Source organism: Methanosarcina soligelidi (assembly GCF_000744315.1).
GTDB classification, from domain to species: domain Archaea; phylum Halobacteriota; class Methanosarcinia; order Methanosarcinales; family Methanosarcinaceae; genus Methanosarcina; species Methanosarcina mazei.
The window spans coordinates 2,363,450-2,384,652 of the sequence record NZ_JQLR01000001.1 but is presented as its reverse complement, the minus strand read 5'-3'; the positions used below and the strand labels follow the sequence as shown (position 1 = coordinate 2,384,652).

Annotated in this window: 15 protein-coding genes; 7 read left to right on the top strand and 8 right to left on the bottom strand. The window is 36.6% G+C overall.

Annotated elements, in window-relative coordinates:
- Positions 1–19: 19 nt before the first annotated feature.
- Positions 20–271 carry a hypothetical protein gene (locus tag M886_RS10435; RefSeq protein ID WP_048037046.1) on the bottom strand — a complete coding sequence of 84 codons (252 nt, stop codon included), beginning with the start codon at positions 269–271 and terminating at the stop codon, positions 20–22.
- 295 nt (positions 272–566) lie between these two features.
- On the opposite strand from M886_RS10435, the gene M886_RS10430 reads away from it, so the two are divergent.
- The 5 genes from M886_RS10430 to M886_RS10410 all read left to right on the top strand — a co-directional run bounded on the left by M886_RS10430 (position 567) and on the right by M886_RS10410 (position 8,208).
- Complete coding sequence (locus tag M886_RS10430; protein ID WP_053228920.1) at positions 567–1,736, top strand: DEAD/DEAH box helicase; 1,170 nt, start codon at positions 567–569, stop codon at positions 1,734–1,736.
- Between the two features lie 978 nt (positions 1,737–2,714).
- Positions 2,715–3,488 (top strand): DUF1670 domain-containing protein, encoded by a 774-nt coding sequence (locus M886_RS10425; RefSeq protein ID WP_235203929.1) that lies wholly within the window; start codon positions 2,715–2,717, stop codon positions 3,486–3,488.
- Positions 3,485–4,273: a DUF1670 domain-containing protein gene (locus M886_RS10420; RefSeq protein WP_011032664.1), complete on the top strand. Its 789-nt coding sequence runs from the start codon at positions 3,485–3,487 to the stop codon at positions 4,271–4,273. Before M886_RS10425 ends, M886_RS10420 begins: the two co-directional genes overlap by 4 nt.
- 391 nt (positions 4,274–4,664) lie before the next feature.
- Complete coding sequence (locus M886_RS10415; protein WP_048051138.1) at positions 4,665–6,362, top strand: catalase; 1,698 nt, start codon at positions 4,665–4,667, stop codon at positions 6,360–6,362.
- A gap of 595 nt (positions 6,363–6,957) precedes the next feature.
- The gene (locus M886_RS10410) at positions 6,958–8,208 is read left to right on the top strand and encodes a hypothetical protein (RefSeq protein ID WP_048051137.1); all 1,251 of its coding nucleotides are present in this window, start codon (positions 6,958–6,960) and stop codon (positions 8,206–8,208) included.
- A 130-nt stretch (positions 8,209–8,338) separates the two neighbouring features.
- On the opposite strand, the gene M886_RS10405 is transcribed toward M886_RS10410, so the two are convergent.
- From M886_RS10405 to M886_RS10375, 7 genes are all read right to left on the bottom strand, one after another.
- Positions 8,339–8,785, bottom strand: a complete 447-nt coding sequence (locus tag M886_RS10405; RefSeq protein WP_048051136.1) for a hypothetical protein — start codon at positions 8,783–8,785, stop codon at positions 8,339–8,341.
- A gap of 187 nt (positions 8,786–8,972) precedes the next feature.
- Positions 8,973–9,248, bottom strand: a complete 276-nt coding sequence (locus M886_RS10400) for a hypothetical protein (protein WP_048051135.1) — start codon at positions 9,246–9,248, stop codon at positions 8,973–8,975.
- Positions 9,249–9,367: 119 nt separating this feature from the next.
- Complete coding sequence (locus tag M886_RS10395) at positions 9,368–10,084, bottom strand: hypothetical protein (protein WP_160173165.1); 717 nt, start codon at positions 10,082–10,084, stop codon at positions 9,368–9,370.
- A gap of 110 nt (positions 10,085–10,194) precedes the next feature.
- The gene (locus tag M886_RS10390) at positions 10,195–11,394 is read right to left on the bottom strand and encodes a hypothetical protein (RefSeq protein WP_048051133.1); all 1,200 of its coding nucleotides are present in this window, start codon (positions 11,392–11,394) and stop codon (positions 10,195–10,197) included.
- A complete protein-coding gene (locus M886_RS10385) occupies positions 11,372–12,463 on the bottom strand; it encodes a ParA family protein (RefSeq protein WP_048051132.1) in 1,092 nt (363 codons plus the stop codon). Before M886_RS10385 ends, M886_RS10390 begins: the two co-directional genes overlap by 23 nt.
- A gap of 1,270 nt (positions 12,464–13,733) precedes the next feature.
- Entirely contained in the window at positions 13,734–16,445 is a 2,712-nt protein-coding gene (locus M886_RS10380; RefSeq protein WP_048051131.1) for a tetratricopeptide repeat protein, read from the bottom strand.
- Positions 16,446–16,462: 17 nt separating this feature from the next.
- Positions 16,463–16,867: a hypothetical protein gene (locus M886_RS10375; RefSeq protein ID WP_048051130.1), complete on the bottom strand. Its 405-nt coding sequence runs from the start codon at positions 16,865–16,867 to the stop codon at positions 16,463–16,465.
- Positions 16,868–17,307: 440 nt separating this feature from the next.
- Here M886_RS10375 and rsgA point away from each other — a divergent pair, with 440 nt between their 5' ends.
- Together rsgA and M886_RS10365 are read left to right on the top strand one after the other, a co-directional pair.
- A complete protein-coding gene (gene rsgA / locus M886_RS10370; protein ID WP_048051129.1) occupies positions 17,308–18,417 on the top strand; it encodes a ribosome small subunit-dependent GTPase A in 1,110 nt (369 codons plus the stop codon).
- Positions 18,418–18,557: 140 nt separating this feature from the next.
- Complete coding sequence (locus tag M886_RS10365) at positions 18,558–21,065, top strand: tetratricopeptide repeat protein (protein ID WP_152558020.1); 2,508 nt, start codon at positions 18,558–18,560, stop codon at positions 21,063–21,065.
- Positions 21,066–21,203 lie beyond the last annotated feature (138 nt).

Genomic DNA, 21,203 nt, shown 5'->3' with positions numbered 1-21,203 from the left:
CGTCTATCTTATAATTTTTTCAGTGCGTCTTCTTCTCAGGGGTCACGATACCCGGACTGGTCCCTGGCAGGGCTATGCTGTCCCAAAGCCGGTCCGCTTCGAGCCTGTCTTCTTCGGTTAAGGGGGGCGCTTGACTGAAGATTAAACCCCCACTGGTCGCTATAAACCGCCGCCTTGAGTCATCTGGGTGCAGGTCTATGCCTTCTCCGTCCGGCTCTGCCATTCTAAGCCACATCTTATCCATTGCAGCCTGATATTCTTCGTAAGTCATGCCGTCCGGGTCTACCCATTTGGGGTCGAACCTTTGGAAGAACAATGAATGCTGGGTAATCACATCATCAAAATAGGCAAAAGTATAAAGGGAGAGTTCACCGTTATAAGCGATTACGAACTTTTAAGCAGTAAATTAATCTTAACTTTTCTGAAGTTGTGTTTATAGCTCTTAATTGTTTTTAATATATCTTAAATATATGAATATGAAAAAGCAATTAAGTAGCTTTTTCAGAAAAATCATGGAAAGTCTAACTATGAATAATTTTAAAAAACTAGGTCTCAGTAATGCTGTTTTGAAATCAATAGATGAACATGGCTTTGAAAGCCCTACAGCAATACAGGAAAAATCAATTCCCCTAATACTTGCTGGGGAAGATGTTATAGGCGGAGCCGCAACAGGTTCCGGAAAAACACTCTCATTTGCTTCCGGCATATTACAAAATTCCGAAAAAGGAAAAGGAATTCAGGCTTTGATCCTGACCCCTACAAGAGAACTGGCGGAGCAGGTAGCAAATTCTTTAAGGAAATTCTCAAAATACGACCCGTTAAATATCGCATCTATCTATGGCGGTGTAGGGATCAATACACAAATTAAAGAATTAAAAAATGCCGAGGTTGTTGTGGGAACACCCGGTAGGCTACTCGATCATATCAGCAGAAATACCATCAAACTCAATAATGTGAAAACCCTTGTCCTTGATGAGGCAGACCATATGTTTGATATGGGATTCAAAGTGGATGTAGAAAAAATTATCAAGGAATGTCCTCAAAACAGGCAGACCCTTTTGTTCTCTGCGACCATTACAAAAGATATTGTCCAGCTTTCCCGCAAGTACATGAAAAATCCGGTTCGAGTATCAACAGAGTCTTATATCGACCCGCAAAAATTGAATCAGGTCGTTTATAAAGTACAGGATGACATGAAATTATCTCTGCTCGTGTACCTTCTACAAAATGAGAAGTCAAACCTCGGGATGGTTTTCTGCAACACAAAAAGAAACACTGACAAAGTCGCAAAAAACCTGAGAAAATCAAGTATCAATGCCGTGGCAATTCATGGCGGATTGACACAGAACGAACGAACTCGCATAATGGAAAAATTCCATTCCGGAAACATAGGTGTCCTTGTATGCACAGATGTAGCCGGAAGAGGACTTGATATACAGGGTGTTTCCCATGTTTACAATTATGATATTCCCAGGGAGAGTAAACAGTATATTCACAGGATTGGAAGAACTGCACGAGCAGGAACAGAAGGAAAAGCGATAAATATCCTTTCCAAAAATGACCACGCTAATTTCATGAGTGTGCTGAAAGACAATGATGTGGATATTAAGGAACAGGCACTACCTGCTCTGAAGAAGATTGTAATTGAAAGACCGGAAATAAGGTTGCCAAAGCCGGTAAATAGGATGAACAACCCCTCCAGAAAAGGTCGTAAACCCAGGCACAAAAACTGTTAGACACCGTTCTCTGTGCATTGCATTATAACTAACCATTGATCGATTGGCATCGGCAGGAGCAATGGGCTGCTCCTGCAAAACCCGGGCACGAGAATAAGAACGACAGCCAGTTCGTGCCACTACGACATCAAAATTCACCCTTCCGATGCCTTCGGACCAATGGGCAGAGGTCGTTGACTGCGGGGTGGGAGATTTACGCTAAAATCAAATTGCGTGCGGGCGCCCCAACCTGAACATGTCATAAATACTGGTTAATTAGTTTTTATTATTCCTGAATTGTCGTAAATTGCATCTCACGTTCTTTCTTTCCACCCACCGCACTCCGCTTGAACCCGCCTGCGTACAGTAGATAAAAATGAAATCATTATCCGCACCGGGAAATTTGATCCCCTAATATCAACCATGTAGCCGGGGACGACCTAAGGAAAAAGTGCAGCCCATATTTGATTGGGGTAAATATCATGAAAGAGAATTAATCAGTAGTTCACTAATTTTTACTTTTTTAGCCTTAGTTTGACAGTATAAATTAAATTTAATGAGAAGCTTCAGTTTTTTGTCAAAAATCAATTGACAGTATTCATAAATTTCATCAAATTGCCTCTGATTTTCCAGCTTCACAATCACTATAAGGTAAATTAGTAGGGATTTTTGTCCTATTTTGGCATTTTTGGCACCTGACTTTTTAGATAGTATCTATGTTTTATCTGAGATTCATGTTTTCTGTCAAATTCTATACCAAAATTTTGATCAAAAATTATGAAAATAGTCATCAAGAGAAAGAGAATCATCTGTCAAATTGAATCGTAAAAAATTGGCAAAAATTTGTTGAAATAATATTACTTATTATTCCAACAGATATGAAAACAGTCTTTCAACATAAAAATCAAACTGTCAAACTCCTATTGGTTCATATGACACCACGACCTAAGTTTACAATTGGCGGTTCATATGAACGATATATATATTCTAAAGAGTGGGATGACAAAGGAACAAATGTTTCGTCTTCGTTTAATTAGCGGATTCAATTTTGCTCCGATAATTGCAGACGCAATAGTTGATCTGAGTAAAGATTTCTTTCAAAGCGATAATTCTGAGGTTTGCTGTGGCCAAATTCTTTATCTTGCTATATCTGATGAAGAAGGTCCTGGCAAACCGATTCTTGATTCAAAGCATGTAGAGGTTATCCTGACATTAGACCTTCCTGAGGATATGGATGTCTATGAAAAATTTGGTTTATCAGCATACAGACAACATATATTGCTAAGGATTACTCAAGAAGCCAGAGACCAGAATGCTCTTTTAACGATAAAAGATCTTGTAAAACTCCTCAAAAGCAGTTACAGCACTATAAAAAGAGACCTAAAGTACTTCAGAGAAAAAGGGCTTTATGTACCCCTAAGAGGTATCGTAAAAGACATTGGTCCTTCATCACATAAATCAAAAATTGTAGAGTTATATCTGAAAGGATACACAACTACTGAGATTCAGAGATCAACTAGACATTCGTTACAAAGCATAGAACGTTACATCAAAGACTTTTCTCGTGTCTCTATTTTCACACAGAAAGGTGAGTCAATAGACAATATCAGATTAATTGTTGGAATCTCAGAACGTTTGGTAAAAGAGTACCAAGAACTTTTCATAAAATACAAGGATGGGGACAATAAACAAAGAGTAGAAGAGCTAATAGATAATATAACTGTTTATGATTCACCAATGAGTTTCAAAAAAAATTCGGGGATGAGAATGTGAAAGAGGACTGGTATAGAAAAATGTATGGCCCTTCGGCATCAAAAACCTATGAAACAAGTTTGTTCAACCTCATAACATCAGAGTTTGGATACATTGGTGGTCCTGATGTTGTCAAATTGTTCACTAAAAAGATTGTTGAGTTGAATAATCAATATTACCTGAGGGAGGAGTTTGTTCGACCAGGTCAAATGAGATGGCTTGTGTTAAAAGCAGGCCAGAAATATTCCAAGAGTAAAAAGTTGAGTGAGATGCAGCTTATTCCCGTTACATTAACCTTAATAAATCCTGAAGATATTGAGGACAGAATCACGAAGGTAAAGAAAAACGAATTGATAGAAAAACTAATAGTTAGATTATGCAATGAAACCAAAGAGCAGGGAGGTGTGCTTACAGAAACGGATATTGCAATATTGTTCAGGTTGTCTTGTACCATGATTTCCAATCACGTGACAAGTTATGAGAAAAGGACAAAAAAGGTAATTCCAAGAGCAGGTACCGAAATGGACATGGGAAAATCCTTAACTCATAAAAGATTAGCATTCCATAATTACAAGAAAAAGATTCCTACTTCAGAAAATGCACGTTTAATAGATCATACTCCAGAGTCAGTAGATCGATACATCAAAGATGGAACACGTATAGAAAAGCTCTATGCAGCTGGATACGATGAGTGGAACATGGCATTTTTTACAGGACTTCCCATATATGTAGTTCAAGAATATGTAGAGATAATAAAGTCATACGAAAAAGAAAAAAATGATAAAAAGGATATTGAAAATCAATAACAAATGGATGAAAGGGTCATATGAACCTATCTTAGGTTTTAGAGTTATGTCTTCTGTAATAATTGGGTTTCATAGTAAAGCCTGTGAATAAAGCATTAAAATTACAAGATGAAGGTACCCTGAAAAATAACGGTATTAGTACTGGACAAAGATATTACAATAAATGTTAACCAGAGCTAATATAAGGTTTAAATTGTATTTATAGTAAGGTTAAATTGTAAAAACATTTGCCTTTACAGAGGGGAATAGGTTTTAAGGTTTTATCAGGTCTGCGAGGAAGAAATAGTTTACATGCTTAAATTTTGCTGGAAATGATTTTTTTCTAATGGACTTGATAATGTCTTAATGTGAACACAAAAAAACCACATGAGAGTATAGTTGAGGATATTTTATGAAAGGCGACAGCTGTAAGAATCCAATGGATAAAAATCAATTAGGCGAGCCCCTTCCAAGCAGAAACCAGACAGTGGGGGATACTCCTGAATTAACTACAGTAGCAGGAGCTCCTGTGGAAAGCAACCAGGACAGCATGACAAGCGGCAGACGCGGCCCCCTCATGCTTCAGGATATCTGGTTTCTGGAAAAACTGGCACATTTTGACAGAGAAGTAATCCCGGAGCGCAGAATGCATGCAAAAGGCTCGGGAGCATTTGGGACGTTTACCGTAACTCATGATATAACCAGTTACACTAAAGCAGCCATATTTTCTGAAATAGGAAAGCAAACCAAAATGTTTGCACGCTTTTCTACCGTAGCGGGTGAGCGTGGAGCTGCTGATGCAGAGCGTGATATTCGTGGTTTTGCTTTGAAGTTTTACACTGAAGAAGGCAACTGGGACATGGTAGGGAACAATACGCCTGTGTTCTTTTTCAGAGACCCGTTGAAGTTTCCTGACCTGAACCACGCTGTTAAGCGTGATCCGCGTACCAATATGCGTAGCGCAAATACTAACTGGGACTTCTGGACATCTTTACCCGAAGCCCTGCTGCAGGTAACTATTATTATGGGTGACCGCGGACTACCTTCTTCATTCAGGCACATGCATGGGTTTAGCAGTCATGCCTACAGTTTAATAAACAAAAATAATGAGCGTGTATGGGTAAGGTTCCATTTCAGGTCACAGCAGGGTATAAGAAACCTCACTGACCAGGAAGCTGCAACGGTAGTCGGAATGGACCGTGAAAGCCATCAAAGAGACCTTTACGAAGCCATTGAAAAAGGCATGTTCCCAAAATGGAAAATGTATATCCAGGTTATGACAGAGGAACAGGCAAATTCCATGAAGAATAACCCCTTTGACCTGACCAAAATGTGGCATAAAAAGGATTTTCCACTGATACCCGTGGGTGAATTTGAGTTAAACAAAAATCCTGAAAACTACTTTGCAGACGTGGAACAGGCTGCTTTTTCACCAGCTAACGTAGTCCCGGGAATCAGTTTCTCCCCGGACCGCATGTTACAGGGGCGTCTGTTCTCTTATGGAGATGCACACAGGTATAGATTAGGTGTAAACCACCATCAGATACCTGTGAATTCTCCTCAGGGCGTTAAAAACTATCACAGCTTCCATAGGGACGGGCAGATGAGGGTGGATGGTAACAGAGGAAGCCAGCTGCATTATGAACCCAATAGCTATGGAAACTGGAAAGATCAACCTCAATATGCACTTCCGGTTGAAAAAACAGGTTCAACAGATATCCTGAGGTATGATTTCAGAGAAGATGACAGCGATTATTACACCCAGCCAGGCAAGCTATTCAGAGCTATGACTCCTGATCAGCAACAGGTTTTGTTTGAAAATACCGCCAGAAACATGGGTGATTCCACTCTCCAGATCAAACACAGGCATATCTACAATTGCTATCAGGCAGATCCTGCATATGGCGAAGGTGTTGCAAAAGCACTGGAAATAGACATCTCAACCGTTGATTTAAATTTGCCAGCGCGTACTTCAAGAGAAGCTAATTATGAAGCAAACAATAAACATCCTGAATTAAATCAACCCACAATGAAAAAAGATTCAGGCAGGGAGATTGATACTAACGGCGATCCTTGCATTGAACCCGAAAACGATCCCTGGCTTTTGTAACTATTAGACAATGAAATGTTGCATTAGCGGTACTATCAGGTCTAAGAGGGATAAACAAATTTACAGGCTCGAATGTAGCTGAAATAATTTCTGGCTCTCATAGACCTGACAATACCTTATTTATCCTGAATTATTTCGCCTTTTAAAGTTCTCAATTTCATTTAGAGCCTATCCGAAAAGTCAGTACTGCATGTTGAAAAGCCATAATAGGTCTATAATATCAGTGTATCCGTTGCGGTTTTGCATATTACCTTATGTAAAAGCTACAGCAGGTAACCACTTTTCGGATAGGCTCTTAATCTATGAGCTTATCCCACAACCTGTTTCTTAATCATTTAGGACTTATGAAGTTGCCTGTAAAATGAGTTCCCATAAATATTTTCATGATCAGAAGCTCGATTAATTATTCAAAGATCGATATAAGGAAGGGTAATTTTTAGTTTTGGGATTGGCTCCACTTGTTAATTTTTGCTCATATTCTTCAATTATTAGTGGAATTATTAGTTAGATTACTATTGTGATTTTTTAATGATATAAAAACGGCAGACTTAAATTTCGAGAAATGATCTACATACTATTTTCTTGTGTGATTTTTATGACAGATCTTAGGAATAGGTATTGGGGATTTGAACTATCAGGTGTAGAGTATAAGCTCATATTTGAGAAAGAAAATATGGGTTTCGTTCGTTTTGCTAATAAAAATAAAGATATTTTTTATCTTGATCCTTCTCCTTTTTTAAATACGGTAAAACCTGAAATTTATGTTTTAGAAAAATGTTCTGCTCCTCCTGCTGGGAAATTAATTGAAGCTATTGTAAGAGAAACTGAAGACAAATATGATCTTAACAAAAATATAGTCGAGAAAACTTTGGTTAAATATGTGATAGATTGGAAAATAACAGATCCTAATAAGCTTAGAACTAATCTAACAATTAAAGATGAATTTTTGAATTACGTATCTGCTCCAATTCCAAGAAGCATTTCTAATTTTGAGGATTTGGCAAATTGTTTAGCTTTATCTGTTATTTCTGCCCCACAATTGACGGAAATGGAAAAGGGTGGGATTAATTCCGTAGTTCTTGGTGAAAGTAATATGCGTGGTCAATGGGCTGCAATTAAAAAGATAATGAGCATTGTCCCAAACGAATTTAAAAAGCCAACTTCTCGGCAATATTACAAGTTATTAGAAGATGATTCGAGACCCAAACCTGTCAATTGTTGTGAAGTAAATTTAACGTATTTTAATATAACAAATGTTCCTGTTCATATTCCTTTACCGTTTGAGATGAAATTTAATCCAGTTGCTTCATATAAGGAAAACTTAGAGAATTACTTACCTTTAGCAAGAGCATTTATGATAGACGCCCTTCTTTTTCAACCTGAGATCCCTGAAGTGATGCAAAAGAAAATGGAAAATACAATATACGATCTTATTAATAATATTGTGTCCAATAACTTAATTTCTCACACTCCTGATATTGGATCTATAATCCCAAAATTAACAACTTCTTATGCAAGGCTTGATTTCAAACTTAATTCCACAAGTAACGATCTTAATGAAGGTAAAGAATTATGGGAAAGTTTGATGGGAGATACTGAGACTAATAGCTCCAATTCAAGAAAATTAGACACGAATAAACTTTTAGAATTAACTTGTGATGAAAATATGCTGTATATGGATATTATAAATTTAAAGGACATAGGAATCGACCTTACGTTTGAAAATATAAAGAAGAAAACTAGTATTATGGAGTGGAAGTTTGAAGAAACTCTCGAAAAATTAAAAATTAAAGGGCGTATTTATTATTTAAGTAATGATAAAATAGGTCTTATAGATTTTAAATAAGAAAAAAGCGCTCACTGACTATTAACGGCAAAAACAGGGTAATTTATATTATACATTAGGACACATTTGGCTTTCAAAAAACCGTCACATGATTGCGAAAACAAGCTTCTGATTCTTTTTCTATAAAAACTTATTTATGCAAATTGTGTATTTTTCTCGCATCTAATCTTTTATCTACTTCTTTAAGAGAATATAATCTAAATAATATCCTTTCAGTTTTACCTTCTTCGGTTATTCCATATTGTAGCAAGCAATATCCTTTATAATCAGACGCTATAATATGATTTGCATTAACAATATTCCTATCTTTGTATAATCTCTTGTTTAAATTTCCTACTTTTGTATTGGAAGCATACTTTCTATATTTTGAAATTTCATCATAAACTGCTCCGTATTCTGGAGATTGCGTTCTCATAAAATAATCATGTGCTTTCCGACTAGCGTTCCAGTAAGGTACTCTTAACTCGCATACGGTCTGAGTATTTGGGTTCCAGTTCCTGATATATTCAAGAGCTTGATCCAGAGGAATGTTTTCATAACCATACATTAGTTCTAGAAGTCCACCTTCATATTCCATGTTGTTTCTCCCGATATTGTAATTTATTGTGATTTGTTACGTACAAATAATAAAAAATCGGTAGTATACCGAAAGTTTTGTAAGTTCAAATTTATGATGCATAGATTTTAACTTAAAACCTGTGTATATTAAAAACGTAGAGTTTTTTTGAGAGAAAGAGAAAAGGTTGAATCTATTCTCTATCACATCATCTTGTTGCTCTCCATACTCGAATTTCATTAAAAGTTCTATCATATGCAATAACTATACGATTGAAATAATCAGCTAATATAGTTCCTTTAGCTTCTCCCCCTTGCAATACAAATAACTTAGTCAGGCTTCCGGCACCGTCTCCGAACTGAGGGGAAGCACTCCATATTGAGGACTCTATAAACTTACGGTCTGTTTCAGGATTATACCAGTCTAAAATTTGTTTTTTGGCATCCTTTATCATATCTTCCATTTCTTCGTCTATTATAGACACTTTGATCCATCTCCTTCACTAATTATATAATCTATTTTCAAACTATAAGATAGGAAATATAAAAAATACTATTAAGAAAAGTAGATTATGTAACATTCTCTTAATATCAAGAATTTCCATTAAATAATTCGTATATGATCTCTATCTGGAGAAAGTAAATCTCCTCTCTGCTTCATCTTTTTAATATAATCTTCTGCACTAGTTCGATCTATGCCTATCTCTTGAGCTGCAGCGTAAATTTCTTCCAATGGAGCTTTAAGACCAGGATGTTTTTCAGAAATTTCTTTTATTATACCCTTTAATATTTTTATATTACTCCTTACGGTTGTAGAATTCGATGGATTACTAGTCGAACTCGGACTGATAGGTATCTTCTCAACAGCATCAGCTTCTAGAATGTATTCAATTTTTTGTTTATTTACTTCGTTTCTTTTGAGAATGCCAACAAATAACATTTCAGAATTTTCAGGAGCTTTTTCTACAGCTTCTTCTATGAGAAAAACTTTCATGTTCCTCTGAGAATATTCAGTTTTTTCATCCTTATGTTCATCTATTTCAATTTCTTGAACATCGATGATCTCGCTAGACTCATCGGATATCTCAAACTTTCCTTTTCTACCGCAAGTCTCTTCTACACATACTATTGGGCGATTTATTTCTGAACATAAAGCCTGTGAGATTATGATTATATTACCACAAGATTGGCACTGGAAGGCGGCTTCCTTATAAAAAGGATATTGCATGTTAGTCTTCGTTACCTTTCCTTTTATTGCAATTCGTTTTCCCAAGCGATTCGCTCTGATATCACGCATTTTTAATTCAAGATAATCCACCATAGTTAATCCCCTATTAATGAAAAATAAAAAATAATTGAGAAAAGCTGTTTTACTTATCCTCTGATCATTATTCGATTTGATCTGGTTTTGAGTCATCAGTCCATTGACTATCAGGTATCCGTATGGTCCTTATCTTGGTCAAGGGCTTGTCTATAACAATAGTCATTAAAAGGTTTTGTTCCTCCAGGGTTCGGTCTTTTCCCAACAATAAACCCTTTTTTCAAAATCTCATGCCTTTTGATGGCTGTTATCGCGTTGGTGACATCGGTAAAACTCAAATTAATCGAATCGCTTATCTCGTATGCAGTAACTGGCTTTTCGGACTGCTTTAAAAAATCATATACCTTTTTTGTTTTCTCATTTGGAGGACGGGGCTTCCTAGATTTCGGCAAGAGTTCTATGTTTGCATGCTCACTCCATTTAGAAGGATTTTCTAAATGTTTATTCCCCTCAGGAATAATGTTAATAAAATCATCTAAAATGCAATCAGTATTGGGATTGTCTATATTTGCAGGTGCACTTGCAATAACTTTTGAGTTTAATTCAATATTTTCCTCAATTGCATGCGAATTTTCTTTGGAGGGCATAGTCGAGGTATGGGTAATGTTCTGGTCAAGATCATAGCGAGAGTTATCTTTCCAGAAATATGTTCCCATTCGCATGTTTCTAATCTGCCCTTTATATAGCCCTGGAGCTACTATTGACCCTATTATTAATCTATCATTTACTTCTTTTCGGGTTCTTAGTCCTGATAGAGCCGCTTGTACCTTATCCTCTGTCAAAGAGGTTTTTTCGCTTATCTCACCTACTGTGGCTGGATTTTTAGACTGCCTTATACATTCGAGAACTATGTCTCTATTAGATATCCCGTTTTTTGGTAAAGGAATAACAGTTTCTTCAGGATCAAAGCTTTTCTGTTCAATAATTCTATTTTCGTTAGAAGTTTCGACTTTCTTTAGGGATTTTATTTGATTTTCTTGCTCATTTAACCGTTTTTCGAATTCAGATTGCTTGGAAAGCAAATTTTTAAGGGTATTATGGATGCTTTCATACCTCCCTTGGTAGTAGTGAATATCTGAAAGTGACATGCCATCAATTCTACTAGGGGCAGCTTTTATCAAATCCTCAAAATACCTCATATTGCTTTCAAAAGATCCCTCATTTGTTGGGCTACTGCAATTTAAGATTAAGCTCCGGAGAATCTGAACTAATTCGTCTCTGTAATCAGAAGGGCTATAAATCAAAAAAGGTATAGCCGTTTTAGTGGCTATATCTAGGGCTCTCTCTTTATCTGTTTTCCAGTCTAACATTTGATTTTTGCTCCTTTAAATTCCGATATACAGGATTCTTGAATTGGGGCTTATAGGTCATTGCCTTTTCTTCGATCTTAGTAAGTTTCGCCATTAACTTGTCAGACGTATTGATATTCCATGCATCAAAAAAATTCTGCCTGGGCGAATGAATTTTGCTTATTATTTCATTGCAAAGGTCTGTATATTGGTTTCTTTTATCAGAAATCGTATAAGCACGGTTTCTCAAGGATTGTAATTCCTTGATGCCGTTATCACATACATAATTGCCTAGACAATCTTTTAAAGCCCTGTAAACCGCATTTTTAAGGGGATATCCTTCACTATCATCTGATAATAGAACAGTGTCTTCCTGGTATTTCATCAAAGCAAAAAGGAGATTTGGTTTTTTAATGACTCCCTGGGTTGGAGTAGTCTGACTATGCATCCAGTTTATTAATTGTTTCAATCCAGCAGCGGCTTCCAGACCGTCAATAGGGCAAATAATTTCATCCGCGCTTTTCAAGGCGAGTTTACATAACAAAGATCCTTCCAGAGCGGGAGCAGTATCAATTAGTATATAATCAAAATAATTCCTGTATTTATTGACCGCATCCCTAAATCTATGATGTAATTCTTTTTTCTCGGGATCCATAAAGTTTTCATGGTTTAATTTTTGCTCAGTACCCGCAGCTTCTATTTCTGCGTAGGGGTGACCTGCCATAATTCCTATAGTCCCTATTTCTTCCGAGCCTGCACGATATAAATAAGGATATTTTGCAATTAAAATAAGTTCTTTTTGACGGTTTTCAAAGTCTTCGAATTCTGTAAGTCTGAAAAAAGTAACTAGCCGTCTATCCTTAAACTGCTCATTCGGAACCCCAAGTCTCTGAGTAAGATTACTCTGAGGATCATTGTCCCAAAACAAAACATTATATCCTAAGCGTGCGAAATATATGCCTAAGGCAAGGTTAGTGGAGGTTTTACCACAACCGCCTTTATTATTCATACAAGCAATAACTTTACTGCGTGCCTTACGTTCTTCGGGAAGTTCAACTAATCGAGTTTGCTGTAACTTTATGTTTGTCATACTAAGTTTTCCTTTGATTTGTTGGATTTACTCTAAAACTTTGAACGCCACTTCAAAGTTTAAGGGGGTACGCAGTAAAACTACTTAAATATTACGAGAATCTATTTTTATAAAAAATCGTCCCTTTAAGAATTGGGAAATCAGTAAAAAAGGAATTCTCTGAGTCAAAAATCAAAAATGATATTCTGCATAAAATCTTGGGCTAATACAGTAATTTTAAATCTTTTTTTCGTTATTGACTTCATTTTTAGTCATATTATTCAATATAACTACTTTTGGCACCTAAAAAAGGAAAAAAGAGTAATATAGCGCATTATTTATACAACAAAAATAAGTCATCGTATGAGTATCTCATCAAACACATCTTATTCAAAGTAACCCAGTGAGTTGCAGGAAATTTGAAAAAGTATTGATGTCGCGGCAAGAAAGTTATCTTTCTCATATTTTTTATGTGCTTGCTCAGCTATCTAAAATATTTTTTCCAAATTTAGAGACCCCACCAACCCGAGCCCATATTCACCTCGATTCATATATCTCAGGAGCCTACTTGATATCTTGGGAAGCTGTGCAGAACTGAATGTTATATCATATTATGAGCCTATCCGAAACTCAAAATTTGATTTTTGAATTTCGTATTTTGGACAGTAAATCGAATAGCTGATTATGAAAAACAGTCCTGAAACTCTTACTGATTTGGAATAAAATAATAGGACTTACGCGGTTGAACTTAAAAACAACAGCTCTAAACCTTCAACTGTCTAAATCAGCAATTTAACAGCAAGGCCTATTGATGCTGATTTTAATCCTCAAGTGCGTAAGTCCTAAATAAGTTTTGGGATAATCTCATTTATATTAACGTATGTAGCTATTTTTCGTGACCTGTAGAAAACGATGTGTATCAATTCTCTGCCTTACCGTGGATAACGTTTACACATATTTCGCATGTGGATTTCAGAAACAGGGAAAAAGCGCAGTCCATATTTGACTGAGGAAATATCATGAAAGAGAAGGCAAATTTATTATGCGTTTTCAGTCCAGGTTCATCTTTCATTTGTTAATGGTATTCATATTGGCAAACTTGCGGATAAACTGCAGAGATACCTGGATAAGCGTAGATTTATCAGTAGTTTACTAGTTTTTATTTTTTAAAGTTATGTCTTCACAATTCAAAAGTTTTATAACAAAACATGGGTATGTAGGTAAGGAAGTATTCTGTACAAACTGTTATCTGCCAAGTATCATTCATGATGCTTGAAGACGAAATTTGCAATTACTCCACGATACATACACTTTTAACTTTAGTAAGTATTTCTTTTGCGTCATCGATTTTGATTATACTTTTGCTAACCAAATAATCAATTAATCCAAAAATTCCACAAGTTGATTTATTTATACTCTCTAGCTGAACTCTTAGAAGTAAATCTTCTGTTAAGCAAAGAAGGTCTTTATCCAAGGCTAAAGCGATAAACGAAATATCGTTTTTACTAAATTTATTTTCAAAAACAATTTTCTTTGTGGCTAAAGCTATCATATCATTTGGATTTAAGCTTTTAATCCATCCACCGTCAATAATTTGAAGTTTATTTTTCACATCTCGATAAGGATGATCTTTTAAGTATGGTCCAATAATAATTTTATCTTCAAGTTCTTTTATAATATACACGTGATCAAATGCTAGTCTTAATAAATCGAGACATCCGATTTTAGCTAATATACCTAGCATCGTTTCGTCTACGAGTACATCTCTTTTACTAATAGGTGAATTTCTTAATTGATCTATTTTTTCATCAGATAAACTCAAAGACTCTGCTACTTTTACATTATTAATATGACATAATAAATCAAAAGTGTTTCTTTTTAGCAATTCACTCGCTTTTGATATTGTAATATTTCCATCTTCATATCTCTCAAGTGTATGATTAGAAATTGTAATTAAATTACCTAGATATTCCATACCTTTTTCTGCATCTACTAACCATGCACTATCAAAATTTGGATTAATTTCTATTACTTTTTGTATTTCTTTCACAGCTTCGTCTATTTTTCCTAAATTCAATAAGGAGCACCCCATAACAAAGTGTGCATCCTCATCTTCTGGCTCTATAAAAATAACTTTTTTAGAATATTCTAAAGCCTTTTCATAAGAGGCTTCTTTATAGTAAATATGTGCTAGTGCCTTATAAGCAAAAACAAAGTTTGGATTATCAGAAATTACTTGATTTAAAACTTCTATGGCTTTTTCAGTATATTCTAGTGTTGATAGTGTAGCAGAATAATTAAGCTTCAGTTCAAGGTCATCTGGATATTTCGTAAAAGCATTTTCAAATTCATCTTTTGCTTCAGAGAGTTTATTTGCTTGTAAAAGAGAACTACATAGCAAACGATAAGTTTCTACTTTGTCATAATCTGCCTCTAAAGCCTTTCTAGAAAAAACGGCAGATTCTTTATAGTTGCCTATTTCATAATATAATGAAGCAAGTTTATAAAAATTAATACCTATTGGAGCCAATTGTACTAATTCTATAGCTTGTTTTACAGCATATTCATGCATTCCACATTCGAGATATAAATTTATTAAATAGATTCTTGGTGGAATTGCCTCACTGTTTTTGCTTATTGCTTCCTTAAAATATTTAACTGAATTTTCATAATCATCTTTCTTGTGATATAATCTTCCCATCATATAGTAAAAATCCCATGGTTTTTGAGGGAACATATCAATTTTCTCTAAAAGAGAGTACGCTTTTTCTACTTTTCCATTTTCCTCCAAGACATTAGACAATTGTATATATAAATTTATATTTTCTGGATTTTCATCAATCAATTCTTTGAATAATTTCTCAGCTTCGTTAAGCCGATTTTTAATAGAGTATGCAGTCGCAAGATTTGCTTTTACAATAAAGAGATGGTTCCCTGTTAGATCTTCCCTTTCGACAAGGGGCTCATAGTACTCGATTACCTTGTCAGAATCTTGGCATCCTCCATATGCTTCCCCAAGAATTACGTAGAGATCAATGGTGTCTAAACCACCATTAAAAGCCATTTCACAGTACTCTATTGACTTTATAAATTCTCCTTTGGCAAGATGTACTCTGCTTAAATGTGTATATATTTCGCAATTTAAGTAATTGTTACCTTGTTCTTCACTCAGTTCTTTTGCTTTTTCTAGGCATTCTAGCGCTTTTTCCACGTACTCCATATTGAGCGTCTTTGAAAAATCAGAAGAAATACAAACTTCGTTTTCAGCAAAAGCTGCATTCATGTAATCTATGGCTAATTCCATATGAAAAATAACATTTTCAGGTTCAACTTTTACAGCTTCCTTTCCATATTGTATAGCATTTTCGTAATCTTTCTCGTAAGAATATATACGGGCCATGCAACAAGAGGGATAACCAACATTTGAAGTAATGGTTGAGGCTTGTCTAAGTATTCTCAGAGAATTTATAGTATCTCCTTTCTCATATTCCAACAAACCTATGACACATTTCGCCAAAAAGTTATTTTTATCGAACTCTAGGGCTTTTTTGGCATAAATTTCAGCTTCATCTGGATTTTCAGATTTTAACTGTGATGCGATATTAGCTAAAACAGTGGGATTTTTAGGGTCTAAACTTTCTGCTTCATATATTAAGTCTTTTGCTCTGGATAAGTTCCCTTTTTTATGATGACAAACAGCTTCTCCTATCATTACTTTTACTAATAAAATCTTTGATTCATTCCTTTCTAATTTTACTCTTGCCTGTTCATAATATTCAAGGGATTTCTCATATTCTCTTTTTTTCTCACAGAACTGAGCAAAATCAATTAGTGATTTAGTATATTCTTCAATATTTTCAGAGATATAAATATAATTCTGAGTTGTATTATTCGTATTTCCTATATTAACAGGAGCTTTAATATTATGAAGAAAAACATCTCTTCCAGCTGTTATTCCATTTCCTCCAATTATATTTACATCATTGGAATTGTCTTTCTCCATAAAATTCTCCCTTAAATTTAGGCCAAGATTGCACTAATAGCTAGTTTTTTAGCAACTTTAGATGCGATATCAAAAAGTCCGTATTCTTCCATTTTTTTTCCAGTTTCTTGTATGGTCTCAATAGCAGATATTACTCTTTTCGTAATTTTTTCTAACTTTGGAGTTTCGTTTTCAGACTCTTTAATTGCTGCAGTAATATCGCCTTCAGCAATTGTTTTATCTTGTGGTAAAAGATTTGACTTTGAAATAGCTTCTTTAAAAGCAAGTAAGTCGTTTTTAAGATCTTCAATATCTAATAAAGAAATGTTAATATTTGCTCCTACTGCAATTGGACTGTTTATATTCTCGAAAATAACATTTTCACCCGCAGTTATACCTGTACCACCAAGTACACATTTATCTGAATCTGTTTCCTTTGTCATCAAACACCTTCCAGACTTATTTCTTTTTATAGGTTAGATTCAAAGTCAACTTGTAATTAAATTAGTATAAGCAATTGACAGAACTTTGCTTAAATATTTCTATAAATGAGCAAATATTCACTTTAATTTTATCATATACATGATTTGCTTCTCCAGGAATATTCACCGTCACCAAACGCACTTGTATTCTCTTTTTGTTTTCATGTTATGTTTTGACAATCCAAGTGGGCTGTGTAACTCAATTGAAATCCTAATCATCTTTCTAAATACAGTATGAAGTGTATGTGGCTTTTACCCTTTAATTCTGAAATTTCAGGGAAAAAATGAAGTTTGTTCACAGGCCTTTTGCATTCGGTAAATGATGAAGTTTTCAGATGCATTTGAATTGATTAAGGATAAAATATCAAAATATTTATCCATTTAATCGGATATTTCCATTCATGAACAATCATAGCGAAACAGAAAATTCAGGTCACAATTCAGTCCACATTGACACCGATACTATTCCAGGGTGGAATGAAGAGCTTGAACTGGCTTTTTCTGCCTATAAAGGCTCCTACATTCCAGGAAGAGTTGCATCAAGGCATAAAACGGTCTGTGAGGTCCTCATTCCCGGAGCTGTCGTACAGGCAGGAATTTCAGGTGCGCTCCAGAAAATTGGAAAACAGCCGGTTGTAGGGGATTTTGTCGTTTTGCTTGACCAGCCTGAGCTGGGCTCACGCATGATTGTGAATATCCTACCCAGAAGGACCTGCCTTTCAAGAGGAGCAGCAGGAGACGGAGGTGGGGAGCAGGTAATTGCTGCAAATATTGATTCCATTTTTATCGTGACCGCGACAGGAAAAGACCTCAACCTGCGGAGGCTTGAGAGGTATCTCGCCGTTGTATATTCTTCCGGGGCAAGACCTGTGATTTTACTTAACAAAATCGACCTTGCAGATGATCCAGCCCACCTGATAGAAAAAATTCAGTCGATTGCAGGTAACGTGCCTGTTATCCCGTTGAGTGCCCTCTCAAAAACAGGGCTTGACGCACTAAGTCCTTACCTTAAACCGGGAGAAACAGTTACATTAATCGGCTCCTCAGGTGTAGGAAAATCCACTCTCATTAACTCTCTTCTTGGTGAAACCGTTCAGAGAACCGGGGGCATCAGGGAAGACGATGAAAAAGGAAGGCACACCACCACAGTCCGCCAGATGTTCCTGCTTCCAAACGGAGCAGTTCTTATAGACAACCCCGGGATCAGAGAAATCCAGCTCGGGGATTCTGCCGAAGGGCTTGAAAAAGCGTTTTCAGAGATAGTTGATGCAGCCTGCAATTGCAGGTTTAAAGACTGCACCCACCGGGACGAGCCGGGCTGTGCTGTCCTGAAGGCGGTTGATGACGGGTTTATTCCGGAAGAGCGGCTTGCCAGCTACCACAGGTTAACTGACGAACTTGCGTTCCAGTCAAGAAAGTCAGAAATCGGGCTGAAAAGGCTTGAAAAGGAAAGGTTCAAGAAAATAGCAGTGGACATTAAAAAGTATAAGAAATCCACCGGGAAGCTGTAAGATAGGGTTTATTTTAAAGAAGGCAAGCGTCATCAGGACTTTATCAATCATTTTCGACCTGGAAGGAAGCGGGGAGGAGTAGTTTATATTGAGCCCTCCGGAACCTACAATTATTATATGAAAAAACCTATGCTATTTCTATGTCAAGGAAGCTACAGGATTCTGCTTTTCGTTTATTGAAGAAAGCAGCCGATGATATAGATCATGATAGATATAAAATGGCCTTTGAAAACCTTGATAAGGTTGAAAAGATCGAAAAAGAAGTGAATAACCCTGAGATCTCATATCATCTTCTGTTTTTTAAAGGTTTTGCAAAATACAGGATTGATGAACTCGAAGAGTCGCTTTCACTTTTCGGAAAGGCGCTGGAAATTAGCTGGGACCTTTTTTCAAAAGAACCGGAAAAAGAAGATTACCGGTCTTTTATGCGAGACACGATTGGAAGTATTGGAGATATCCTTCTGAAGCTTGAAGATCCAGTTAAAGCAAGAGAGTATATCTCTCCAATGAAAGGGATTTTTGAAAAAGCGGTTCTGGGTTTTGAGAAGTTATTGGAGTCAGATCCCGAAAATCCGGAATACCTGGAAGATTTCCTGGAAACGATCGAACACATAGGGCTCTGTTTTGAAGCCGGAGAATTGACCGGAGACGCAGTTCCACTTTTTGATAAAAAATTCGATCTCATTGAGAAATTGCTTGAAAGTGAAACTGAAATATCCGAACACCTCAGCAGCCTTGATGATTCTCTCATGAATTTTGGAAGGATGTGTGAGGGAGAGGAATATTTAGAAGAGGAGTATATAGAAGAGGCAAAGCGCGTTTATGATCGGGCAATAGAGATTTACGGAAAAGTCCTCGATAAAGACCCTGAAAACTCTGAAACCAAAGTTTACCTGAGTTACATATACCGTTACCTGGCAGGTATATATTCGGACCAGGAAAATCTCGTAAAGGCAGAGGAGTGCTATAAGGAGGCATTGAATCTGCTTGAGAGCGAAATCAAAGAAGAGCCTGAAAATATTCCGGTTTCTGAAAATATTGAAGTTTCCGAAAACATTTCAGTTCCCAGAAATATTCTTTTTTCTATGGCCATTGCAGATATGTACAAAGATTCAGGCTTAATATTTTCAGACACGGAAGACACTACAAAAGCCAGGGACTACTATACGAAGGCGAGGGAAACTTTCCGGGGACTGATTGATAAATACCCGGATCTGCTTGGAGCCGATAAAAACCTTGCCATCTCTTTAGATGAACTGGCAGAGCTGTTTTCAGATATCGGAGACTTCGAAAGTGCAGAAATGTGCTATAAGGACGAACTGCATATCTATGAAAATCTGCTGCAAAAAGAACCTGAAAACCCTGAAAATCCTGAATATTCTCTTAAGCTTTCCGATATCTACCGGGAGCTTGGTGACCTTTTTGCGGAAGAGGAAGAAATTGAAAAAGCAAGGGCTTATTATGATAAAGAAATCGAAATTTACGAAAATCTTCACCCAGCAGAAGCCGATAAACTCATGTTAGAAGCTAATAAAGCCGATACCTGGAACCAGATCGGAAGGCTGTATGCAGAAGATGAGCCTGAAACTGCAGTGCAATATCACGAAAGGGCTCTTCCCATACTTCAGGAAGCCTTCGAATCTGATCCCACGAGTGAATTTTTCCATGAGGAACTGCTCGAAACCCTGACAGGTATGGGTGTGCTGTACAAAAAGAACCGGGAGTTCGAAAAAGCAATTCAGACGTATGAAAGAGTCATGGAAGTCCAGAAACAACTCCTTGAGCTGATGCCTCCGGAAAGCTGCCATGATACGAACCATGACCACGATCTGGATCACGACCATGAAATAGACCATGACCATGAAATGGACCATGATCATGCTCTGGAACACTGTCATGATCTGGATATAGAAACTACATACTTTGAACTTGGAGTGCTGCATTCCGAAATTGGGGACGAGAAAAAAGCCAGTGCCTACCACAGGCAGGCTCTTGAAAGATTTGAACAAATAATTGCTGAACAGTCAGAGAACCCGGAGCTCTTAATCCTTACATCAGGTAGCGCTTTCTTTTTAGGAGTGGTCCTCCTTGAAAAACTGGAGTCTGAAAATAAAGACTCAAGCATTGCCAAGAAATACTATGAGCTTGCACTCAGAACAATTGAAAAATTATATGAAGCTTACCCAATGAACCTGAAGCTTCAGGAGATGCTTGCCAGTTTTGCCGAACAAATCGGGGACATATACAGGGATGCCGATAAACTGGAAGAAACAATCCAGGAATACGAATATGCATACAGAAGCCTCAAAATCCTGTATGAAAACGACCCTGAAAACCCAAAGCATCTCCATCATATGCTTGGAGCCCTGAATAATATCGGGATCGGATATTCGGTTACGGATCAGCAGGAAAAAGGAAAAGAGTGCTTTGAAAAAGCCCTTGCCCTTAACGAAAACCTGGCAAAATCCAATCCGGAAGACCTTAATCCCCTGAGAAGAAATTTTTTGCTTTTCAGCAACTACGCAAACCTTCTTGAAGAAATGGGGGATTCCGAAATGGCAAAGGAATACCGTAAAAAAGCTGAAGAGCTCGACGCAAAACTGACTGAAGAAGACCCTGAATGGACTTCCTTAGTCGAAGAGCTATGATCTCGAAACAATAGAAATTTGAGGGCACTCGATGCCCCATCCAACTTTTTACCAGCCTCTGAAAAGAGCCCGGCTGCGCTGTCCTTAAGGCGGTTGAGGATGGGCTTATTCCTGAGGAACGGCTCGCAAATTATCACA

Bases quoted from the DNA above. Each gene is read 5' to 3' on its own strand.
- M886_RS10365 (WP_152558020.1), top strand. From the start codon at position 18,558: ATGTCAAGGAAGCTACAGGATTCTGCTTTTCGTTTATTGAAGAAAGCA.
- M886_RS10375 (WP_048051130.1), bottom strand. From the start codon at position 16,867: ATGACAAAGGAAACAGATTCAGATAAATGTGTACTTGGTGGTACAGGT.
- M886_RS10415 (WP_048051138.1), top strand. From the start codon at position 4,665: ATGAAAGGCGACAGCTGTAAGAATCCAATGGATAAAAATCAATTAGGC.
- M886_RS10435 (WP_048037046.1), bottom strand. From the start codon at position 271: ATGACTTACGAAGAATATCAGGCTGCAATGGATAAGATGTGGCTTAGA.
- M886_RS10410 (WP_048051137.1), top strand. From the start codon at position 6,958: ATGACAGATCTTAGGAATAGGTATTGGGGATTTGAACTATCAGGTGTA.
- M886_RS10390 (WP_048051133.1), bottom strand. From the start codon at position 11,394: ATGTTAGACTGGAAAACAGATAAAGAGAGAGCCCTAGATATAGCCACT.
- M886_RS10385 (WP_048051132.1), bottom strand. From the start codon at position 12,463: ATGACAAACATAAAGTTACAGCAAACTCGATTAGTTGAACTTCCCGAA.
- M886_RS10425 (WP_235203929.1), top strand. From the start codon at position 2,715: ATGACAAAGGAACAAATGTTTCGTCTTCGTTTAATTAGCGGATTCAAT.
- M886_RS10380 (WP_048051131.1), bottom strand. From the start codon at position 16,445: ATGGAGAAAGACAATTCCAATGATGTAAATATAATTGGAGGAAATGGA.
- M886_RS10395 (WP_160173165.1), bottom strand. From the start codon at position 10,084: ATGGTGGATTATCTTGAATTAAAAATGCGTGATATCAGAGCGAATCGC.
- M886_RS10405 (WP_048051136.1), bottom strand. From the start codon at position 8,785: ATGGAATATGAAGGTGGACTTCTAGAACTAATGTATGGTTATGAAAAC.
- rsgA (WP_048051129.1), top strand. From the start codon at position 17,308: ATGAACAATCATAGCGAAACAGAAAATTCAGGTCACAATTCAGTCCAC.